Origin of the sequence: uncultured Gimesia sp. (assembly GCF_937919775.1) — a bacterium.
GTDB lineage: Bacteria > Planctomycetota > Planctomycetia > Planctomycetales > Planctomycetaceae > Gimesia.
This window is the reverse complement of sequence record NZ_CALFPF010000387.1, coordinates 1-9,444: the sequence shown is the minus strand read 5'-3', so window position 1 is coordinate 9,444 and position 9,444 is coordinate 1. Positions and strand designations below refer to the sequence as shown.

General features: G+C 57.5%; 7 protein-coding genes. 6 read left to right on the top strand and 1 reads right to left on the bottom strand.

Annotated features, from left to right (window positions below):
* Positions 1–171 precede the first annotated feature (171 nt).
* The 5 genes from xdhA to Q0294_RS10635 are packed head-to-tail and all read left to right on the top strand — an operon-like array spanning position 172 to position 7,611.
* Positions 172–1,614 carry a xanthine dehydrogenase small subunit gene (gene xdhA, locus Q0294_RS10655; protein WP_299464599.1) on the top strand — a complete coding sequence of 481 codons (1,443 nt, stop codon included), beginning with the start codon at positions 172–174 and terminating at the stop codon, positions 1,612–1,614.
* The gene (gene xdhB, locus Q0294_RS10650; RefSeq protein ID WP_299464596.1) at positions 1,607–3,958 is read left to right on the top strand and encodes a xanthine dehydrogenase molybdopterin binding subunit; all 2,352 of its coding nucleotides are present in this window, start codon (positions 1,607–1,609) and stop codon (positions 3,956–3,958) included. Before xdhA ends, xdhB begins: the two co-directional genes overlap by 8 nt.
* Positions 3,959–3,968: 10 nt before the next feature.
* Positions 3,969–5,090 (top strand): DegT/DnrJ/EryC1/StrS family aminotransferase, encoded by a 1,122-nt coding sequence (locus Q0294_RS10645; RefSeq protein WP_299464593.1) that lies wholly within the window; start codon positions 3,969–3,971, stop codon positions 5,088–5,090.
* The gene (locus Q0294_RS10640) at positions 5,087–6,580 is read left to right on the top strand and encodes a cytochrome P450 (protein WP_299464590.1); all 1,494 of its coding nucleotides are present in this window, start codon (positions 5,087–5,089) and stop codon (positions 6,578–6,580) included. Before Q0294_RS10645 ends, Q0294_RS10640 begins: the two co-directional genes overlap by 4 nt.
* Positions 6,577–7,611, top strand: a complete 1,035-nt coding sequence (locus tag Q0294_RS10635; RefSeq protein WP_299464586.1) for a glycosyltransferase family A protein — start codon at positions 6,577–6,579, stop codon at positions 7,609–7,611. Before Q0294_RS10640 ends, Q0294_RS10635 begins: the two co-directional genes overlap by 4 nt.
* Here Q0294_RS10635 and Q0294_RS10630 read toward each other — a convergent pair.
* Complete coding sequence (locus Q0294_RS10630) at positions 7,608–8,681, bottom strand: Gfo/Idh/MocA family oxidoreductase (protein ID WP_299464584.1); 1,074 nt, start codon at positions 8,679–8,681, stop codon at positions 7,608–7,610. The two genes, Q0294_RS10635 and Q0294_RS10630, sit on opposite strands and share 4 nt — an antisense overlap.
* 84 nt (positions 8,682–8,765) lie before the next feature.
* Here Q0294_RS10630 and Q0294_RS10625 point away from each other — a divergent pair.
* On the top strand, positions 8,766–9,444 hold a 679-nt coding region (locus Q0294_RS10625), incomplete at its 3' end, for a Gfo/Idh/MocA family oxidoreductase (RefSeq protein WP_299464582.1).

The window sequence follows — 9,444 nt, the reverse complement described above, 5'->3', positions numbered from 1 at the left end:
TTCCAGGCAGCGACCTACACGCTGACTGATCAGCTGAGCCAGATCCTTCAGCTCGTCTTTAACCGGCGCTTTGAGGCGTTGAAATCGGGGTGATCGATCGCCTCGATATACATAGACGCCATCCAGAAACAGGGTGTATATTGCGCTGTGTAGGCGGTGGACTTTGAGCCAGTGATAAAGTTTCTAGTCAATCAAGTTGAATCTGAAGTCGTCGATCTCGATCCCAATACCACTTTGCTTGAATACCTGCGCGATCACTTGCATCGTTGCGGTACGAAGGAGGGTTGTGGAACCGGGGACTGCGGGACCTGTACGGTAGTTATCGGCCAGGCTGAAGGCGATGGTCTTCATTACCAGGCGGTCAATGCCTGCATGACTCTGATCGGAAGCCTGCACGGTAAACAGTTGATTACCCTGGAAGATTTGTCCTGCGGTGACGGGCTCCATCCGGTTCAGCAGGCGTTGGTGGACTGCCATGCCTCTCAATGCGGGTTCTGTATTCCCGGGGTGGCAATGTCGCTTTTTGCTTACCGCAAGAATCACCAAAAGCCGGATCGCGCTTCAATTATACAGGCGCTTGAGGGCAACCTGTGCCGTTGTACCGGCTATCGCCCGATGATCGATGCAGCCATGAAGATGTTTGAAACTGATGATAAGGACATTTTCAGCGAGTCGAAAGCCAGCGTCACCGGAATCTTAAACAAGATACAGCGCGAGAATTCTCAGGTTTCTTTGAAAGCCGGGGGTAAGTCATATTTCGCGCCAGCATCCATTCAAAGTCTCTCCAGCCTGCTGCTGGAGCAGCCCCGGGCAAGGCTGGTGGCGGGTGGAACAGACCTCTGCCTGGAAATCACCCAGTCCCTGCAGGAAATCGACGTTTTGATCTCCCTGGAGCGGGTAAGGGAACTCGGTTCGATCAGCCGGAAAAAAGATTTTCTCGAGATTGGCGCAGCCGTGACTTTCAGCGGGGCGCGCCAGGAACTGACTGCTCTTTACCCTCACTTGAGCGGCTTGATTGACCGCCTGGGGTCGCTGCAGATCCGTAATACGGGCACACTGGCCGGTAACATTGCAACCGCTTCTGCGACCGGAGACATGTCAGCAGCATTGATCGCCATGGGCGCCCGATTGCGTCTGCGGCGAGGTGACGAAAGTCGCTCGATCAGGGTAGAAGATTTTTTTGTCGGACCTAAGACCACGGCACTCAGTCGATCGGAATTTATTGAGCAGATCAGGGTTCCGGTTCCGGCGAACCCGCGTTTTTTCAGGGTGTACAAAATCAGCAAGAGGACAGCTGTCGACATTTCCTCCACTTGTGGTGCGTTCAACCTCTGCCTGGACGGGAACGTGGTCAGGAGTGTCACCATCGCATTCGCCGGCATGGCGGAAATTCCCAAAAGGGCGAAACACTGCGAACAGGAATTGCTTGGACAGGAGTTATGTGAAGCGACCGTCAAGCGCGCCATGCAGGCGCTGGCGCAGGACTTTACGGCGATTTCAGACGTCAGAGCGACCGCCGAATACCGGCTTGAAGTTTCACGCAATCTGCTCCGCCGCCTGTTCATCGAGTACGGGTGCGTTCCCGGCCACTCAAGGGGGAGCCATCTTGCCTGAAGAATCTGTGAACCAGGGCCGCCACGGACTTCCCCCGCAGGGAGTCTCCGGGACAAGCCCCGGGCATGACAGCGCGCAAAAGCATGTCAGTGGCGAGGCGCTTTTTGTTGATGATTACCCACTGCCTGCCGGTGCGTTACACGCCTATGTGGCGCTTGGCGCCAAGGCCCGGGGCCGGGTCACCAGCCTGGATTTGTCCCGGGTCAGAAGCGCAGATGGCGTGGTGGACGTGCTGGTATTGGATGATATTCCGGGATCCAGCGACGTGGGCCAGGTCTTCGCCGGTGACCCGATCATGGTGAACCCGGGAGACGAACTCATGTTTTCCGGCCAGGTATTGTTCGCGGTAGCGGCCACCAGCCACAAGCTGGCGCGCAGGGCAGCCCGGCTGGCGGAGGTTACCTTTGACGCACTGCCGGCGGACATCACCATTGAGGAAGGACTCGCCCATCAGAACTTTGTCGGTCAGGCCTACACCCAGCAGCGCGGAGATGCCGCCAGCGCCATCGCCGCAGCGGAAAATGTGCTGAAGGGAGAACTCCACATAGGGGGACAGGAGCACCTGTACCTTGAAAGCCAGGTGTCGTTGTGTGTCCCGGAAGAGGACGGTGGCATGCTGGTGTATTCGTCGACCCAGAGCCCTTCAGATGTTCAAAGACTGGTGGCGGCTGTACTCGATATTCCAATGAACAAGGTGATCGTAGATGTTCGCCGCATCGGGGGCGGGTTTGGCGGGAAAGAAACCCAGGCCACACAGTGGGCGTGCATTGCTGCGCTACTGGCAAAGAAAACAGGACGAGCGATGAAACTTCGGCTGTCCCGTTCAGAAGATATGCCGGCTACCGGCAAGCGCCACAATTTTCTGAGCCGGTACTCGGTCGGATTTGATAATGCCGGACAAATCCTGGGCCTGGACATGCAGTTGACCGCCGGATGTGGCTATTCAGCGGACCTGTCCGACGCCGTCATTCACCGCGCCATGTTCCATGCTGACAATGCCTATTATTTACCTGCTGCGAGAATAGAAGGCCGGCAGGTCAGGACCCACACGGTGTCCAGCACCGCATTCAGGGGCTTTGGCGCACCCCAGGCCATGCTGAGCATCGAGTCGATTATTGACAACATCGCGCGGGCTGTTGGCAAGGACCCGCTGGAAGTGCGCAAGCTCAATTTTTACTGCGCAGAAGAAGGCCGGGACAGGACTCATTACGGTCAAAAAATCGACCAGCACGTAATGCACCGCCTGGTAAATCGGCTTGAAAAAACCTCTGACTACAAGAACCGCCGGAAAGACATTATGACATTCAACGCTTCAAGCCCTGTATTGAAAAAAGGCCTGTCCCTTACGCCGGTCAAGTTTGGCATCGCATTCACCCAAACACACCTGAACCAGGCCGGGGCGTTGCTGCACATCCACAAGGATGGCTCGATCGAGATCAATCATGGCGGCACCGAAATGGGGCAGGGTCTGTTTACCAAGGTTGCCCAGGTCATCGCGACTGAATTCCAGGTTGATCTCCAGACCATAAAATGCGCCCCGACCCGCACGGACAAGGTGCCAAACACGTCCCCAACAGCCGCGTCCACCGGCAGTGATCTGAACGGCATGGCGGCGCGAAATGCCGCTCTGAAAATCAAGAAACGGTTAATCCGTTTTGCGGCAAAGCACTTCGGAGTCAGCACGGCCGAAGTATTTTTCGCAAACCAGCAGCTGATCGCCGGCGCCAGGAAAATCGCCTTTGCCGAACTAGCCCAACTTGCATACCTGAACCGTGTAAGCCTTTCCGCAACAGGGTATTACCGCACGCCGAAAGTTAACTATGACAAGGACACCGCCACTGGACGGCCTTTTCTCTACTATGTGAACGGCGCTGCCGTTTCCGAAGTATTGGTCGACAGCTTGACCGGGGAATACAAGGTGACGCGTGTCGATATATGCGAGGACGTTGGACAGCCACTGAACCCGGCCCTCGACCGGGGCCAGATCGAAGGTGGTTTTATCCAGGGCATGGGATGGTTAACCAGCGAGGAACTGGTGTGGGACGATCAAGGTCGCCTGGAGTCCAGGGATTTATCCCGTTACAAAATTCCTACGGCGGGCGACGTACCCCAGGTATTCAATATTGAACTTTTGCCTGATAGTTCTAATACGGAGCTAACCATTTATCATTCGAAGGCCGTTGGTGAACCGCCGTTAATGCTGGCCATCTCGGTCTGGAATGCCCTGCGTGACGCCATCTCCAGTATCTCCAACTACCAATTCAATCCTGACCTGGATGCGCCGGCGACGCCTGAACGGGTTTACCTGGCGTGCGGGGAAATGATCTCACGGGCTGCTCGGTGAGGGTTGACGCGTGAAGTCGGAAGAGCGCGTCATACAGGTTTTTGGCTCCCACCTCGGCCTGGAAGAACTCGAAGAAATTCGCGACTGCCTGGAAAGCCAGTGGATCGGACTGGGGCCAAAGACCGCCCGCCTGGAAAGCGCCCTGGCATGCCATCTTGGTGTCGATGATTTTGTTCTGCTGAATTCTGGCTCGAACGCGCTGCAAATGGCTGTGCACCTGCTGGACCTGCCCGAAGGTGCGGAGGTGATCCTGCCTTCTTTCACCTGGGTAGCCTGTGCATCTGCGGTCATGCTCTGCGGCCTCAAACCGGTATTTTGCGATGTCGACCCGGCCACCATGAACCTCACGGCAGCATCGGTCGAGCGTGTAATGAGCCCCCGGACGGCGGCCATCATGGCCATCCACTATGCCGGTTTACCCGCGCCTGTTTATGACCTGGCACAGTTCGGCCTGCCGATTATCGAGGATGCAGCACACGCCATCGACTCGCGCGTGGCAGGCCGCGCCTGCGGGACGATTGGGGATATCGGAATCTACAGCTTCGATTCGGTCAAGAACCTTGCCATGGGGGAAGGCGGCGGCCTGGTTGCGAAGGATCCGGCGCGGCTTGAGCGGGCCCGCAAGCTGCGGTTGTGCGGGATTTCGCGCACCGGCTTTGACGCCTCACAACGGCAGGAACGCTGGTGGGAGCACGAGATTCATGAGCCCTTCGCGAAGATGACCCCCAACGATTTGTCAGCCGCGGTCGGGTTGGCGCAGCTGCGTAAATTGCCTGCTGCGCAAGCCCGCCGCGCCGCCATCTGGACGCTCTATCAGCGGGAATTGCACGATATTTCCTGGCTACAGACTCCCTGCGACACGCTGGCCGAAGACCGCCACTCTTTCTTCACCTATTGCGTGCAGTTGCGGGGTGGAGGGCGGGACCAACTGGCCCGTCACCTCCTCAATCGAAAAATCTACACGACGTTACGCTTTCATCCCCTGCACCTCAGCCCGGTTTACCAAGGTAATACCTCTCTGACAGTGACTGAAGATTTGATGGCGCGGGCGATTAATCTTCCGCTTCACCCGCGGCTCAGCGATGCGGATCTTGGGCGGATCATCGAAACGATTCGGGCTTTTCGCGGGTGAATATTCCCTGGCTGCTCACACCTGTTTTGGTCGTGTGGGCGCTTTGGCGGCCATTAAGGGCGTCCTTTTCCCGGCGTTTCGCGATCGCCTACCCGGACTTGGCGCCGAAGCTTCGCCTGGCACTTGGCCTGACTTCACTTCCGCTGGTGGCTGTGTATGTCTTCTTACCGGGATGGGTGTGGCTAACCGGCGTCACCGCGTTGACATTCATTGCGCTGGAGCGAATGCGCGCCCGTCCCTCGTGGGGGCAACGACGACGCCTGCCGCCGGGTTCGTTGGGGCTGTTTCCCGAAACCTGGTCTGACGACCGGTTTTACCTTCGCCAGGCCGGCAAGTTCGGACCGATCTTCAAATCAAGCAATTTTTTGCGCCCGACCATCTGTGTCGTCGGCCTGGAACAGGGCATTCAGCTGCTCAGGGAACACGAGCAAAGCCTGGAAACGCCCTGGCTCCCGTTCGCTGAATTCGTTCCCGGCGGCATGCTGCGCTACATGCATGAGCCGCAACACGCCTACTACCGTTCCGTTTTCCGGCGCGCCTTGGCGCCAAAAATCATCGGTGAGTTTGACGCCATGTTCACAGAGAACATCAAGCGTACGCTGAGTCGCGTGAGCAAGGATTGCGCTGCTGGCAAGGATGGCATCAATCCTTTGCCCTACCTGGAACAAATGATGCTGGAACTGTGGTTTTCCCTGTTTTTTGCCGTTGAGCGCGAGTCACCCGGTTGGGAGCGCCTGGTGAAGTTTTACCCTCTGATCGATATCGCCAACCCTGCCCGGGCTTCGGCCAACCAGATTCGAAATGCTGTGGCTGAAATCAGAGCGGTGGTTGAGGACCAGGTTTCCGGCTGGCGCGGACTACCGCCTCCTTGCCTGCTGGGCGCCATTTTGAAGGAAGATCCTGCCCTCGCAGAAGATCACGTGGTGATGGGAAACCTGATCTACATGCTGACAACCACGGCAGCGGACATGAGTGCGCTGCTGTGCTGGATCATTAAAATGGCTAGTGATCATCCCGCATTGCTGGAGCGAATCGCCGTTGAGCCCAGGGCCCATGATGAACTTTCCCAGCCACCGCTGGTGGAGCGATTCGTCATGGAAACCCTGCGCATGCGGCAAAGTGAGTTTATTTATCGTGCAGTGGTCCGTGATTTCAACTTTGCCGGCTACCGGTTCCCGAGTGGCTGGCTGCTCAGAATCTGTGTGTGGGAAAGCCACCGCGATCCTGCTGTTTTTCCCGACCCCGACCGCTTCGATCCGGACCGCTTTCTGAACCGCAGCTTTACGCGCAGCGAATATTCGCCTTTTGGCGCTTCGACCCATGCTTGCCTGGCCCCGTTTCTGGTGACTACCATTGCCCGCATTTTCACTGCCGAGCTTGTCAACGGCTTCACCCTCAGTTGCCCGGCAGACACCCCGGTTGAGCTTGCCAGCAGCCGCCACTGGGCGCCCGGTTCTGCGTTCCGGATTCTGATCCGGCCACGCGGGTGATCGTCGTGAACCGGGGAGCGCCGCGGATCAGCGTTATCACCGCCGTGTACAACGCCGAGCACTTCCTGGCAAACACGCTACGGTCCCTGCTGGGGCAGACGTACGAGGATTTCGAGGCCGTCGTAATCGATGACGGTTCCAGTGATGCCTCGCTGGAAATCGTCGAACGATTTGCAGCAGATGACGACAGGATACGGGTTTTCAGCCAGGCGAATTCTGGTGTTGCCGGCGCGCTGAATCGCGGACTGCGCGAATCGCGCGGTGAATTCATCGCCTTTCTTGACCACGATGACTTGTGGAAGCCGGAAAAGCTGGCGCTCCAGCTGGACTGTTTCGAGCGGGACGAGTCCCTGGGGTTCGCAGGCTGCTACTCCGCCCTGGTCAATCCCGATGGCCACTGCCTGGGGTGGCGATTTGGATCCGCGGCCTCGGGGGACGTTTATCGCAAAATGTTGTTTTGTGACCTGGTCGGTGGAGGCAGCGTTGCAATGGTGCGCAGGGCGGCGTTTGACCAGGCCGGGTTATTTGACCCTCGACCGGAGATTCGAGGCCGTTCAGACTGGGACCAATGGATCCGGATAGCACGTTCCTGTACTTTCGCAACTGTGGAAAAAACACTGGTTGGCTATACGAGGGGCGCTTCAAACTACTCCCGGGATTACCGGCAGATGGTTAGAGCAGGTGCGGCTGTACTGGCGAAGGCCGCGCTTGGCGACCCGGATCTGGATACGCGAACGCTCGTGAGGGCGCGTGCAAGAGACACCTTCGGCATTTTTTGCATGGCGTTTGCAGATGGAGAATTTGGTTCAGCCAGCGGACTGCTGCGGCAGTCGATTTCGTTCTCCTGGCGTCCGCTGATGTTCTCGCCGCGACGGTTACTGGTCGTCGCGCTCTTCCTGGTGGCAAAAATCACACCGCGCGCCCGCTTTGAAGCTCTTTGGCGATGGGTGGCCAGCGCTGTCTTCGGGCTGACGCCGGGCGAGCCTTTCCTGATCGACGCGGGCGGTTCGCCCAACAACAGGGTTCGTTAAAGTATCACCCGTTGATTCGTTTGCAGGGACTGAAACGCCGCAAGCGACGCTGCCACGGCTGCTTTTCCATCGGCTAAAGAAACCAGTGGCGGCTTGCCGCCCCTGCACGCGTCAACAAAAGCCTCGAGTTGCAGCCTGAACGTCGTTCCATATTCCCCGCCCTGAACCAGGTTTCTGGCGCCTTGACGGATTAAACGGAGGCCTTCTGACACTCCACGCAAGTGTTGACTGATCGACCCCTGGGCGACCAGGGCCGGACAGTAGCTGAACCCGTCAAAACGATATAGCGACAGAGCGATCGTGCCTTCGCGTCCAATCAGGCGGATCTCACTGTTGTCACCGGAATACTCGGAAAAAACCGCTGCGACAACAATGGGTGAACATTGGCCGGCCGTATCTCCTTTCATTTTCGCGGCCAGCGACACGGGACCGCCGATTTTTGCGCATTCGACCGTAACGTCGGTAAATTCCGCCCCGGTCAGAGCCCTCCACGTATCAAAATGCTGCAAGGCGCTTTCACTGAATACATTGCCATCAACCGTGTCCGGTTGGCGCCATGCGGGAAAAATGTCACCGCGTTTACCCCTTGAGGGTGTTGAAAAAATTGCCGAAATAGCATGTACCGGCCCAATCAGGCCGCCCTTGATACAGCGAGTCGCACGTTGGATCAGCGAATGGTAGCGCAGGTTCATGCCGACGGTGGCTACGCTTTTTGTGCGATTTCCCAGTTCGATCAGTTCTTCGCAATCTTCCACCGAAAGCGCCAGGGGTGAATCCACGTACAGGTGGCGACCACTCTCGAGCACGTCCCGCGTGTGGGCAAAATGGCTGGCTGGCGGGGTAGACACCAGCACAGCGTCAATCCCCGGATTTTCGAGCAGCGCACTGTGGTTTTCGTAGCAGTTGGGCACTTTGTATTGCCCGGCTACAAGGGAGAGGTTCCGTGGATCAGTGTCCGCCACGGCGACCAACTGGACGCCCCGCATGTTCCGCAAAATTGGCAGGTGACGTTTCTGTGCAATGTGCCCGCATCCGATCAATGCAAGTCTTAAAGGCGAGTCTTTTTTCAAGCCGAGTCCTTTGATTTTTTTGAATCTGAAGCTGTTGCCCCGTATGTTAACGTGTATCGTCCCATTTGGTCAGGCCGGGGTCAGATGATAAATTCCCGCGTGTTGAAAATTGGCGCCCTGGGGGCTGCCCGGATCACACCCAACGCACTGGTCAGGCCTGCCTGCGAAATCCCCGGCGTGGAACTGGATGCCGTGGCCGCCCGGGATCGCCGGCGCGCACAGGCCTTTGCGCTCAGAAACGGAATCAACCGGGTATTTGACAGCTACCAGGCTTTACTGGATGACCCCTGCATCAATGCGATCTATATCGCCCTGCCCAACAGCCTGCACTGCGAGTGGACCATCAAGGCGCTGGAAGCCGGCAAACACGTACTATGCGAGAAACCTTTTTGCAGCAACGCAGATGAGGCGCGGCAGATGGTCCGGGCGTCACAACAGACCGGCCTGGTATTGATGGAAGCCTTTCATTACCGCTATCACCCGCTGATGGTGCGGGTGCAGGAACTGATGCAGGCCCTGGGCCCCGTCAAACATATTGAAGCCCGATTTTGTCATCCACTGCCGAGGTTCAATGACATCCGCTTCAACTATGGCCTCTCTGGCGGAGCCAACATGGATTTGGGCGCTTACACCTGCGACATGCTGCGGTTGATGGCCCAGGCTAGCGGCGACCCTTTATGGGACGGCAAACCAAGCGTCACCAGGGCCCGAAGTATAGGACAAACAAACGGCCTATTGAGATTAAGTTTCCTGACTGATCCTG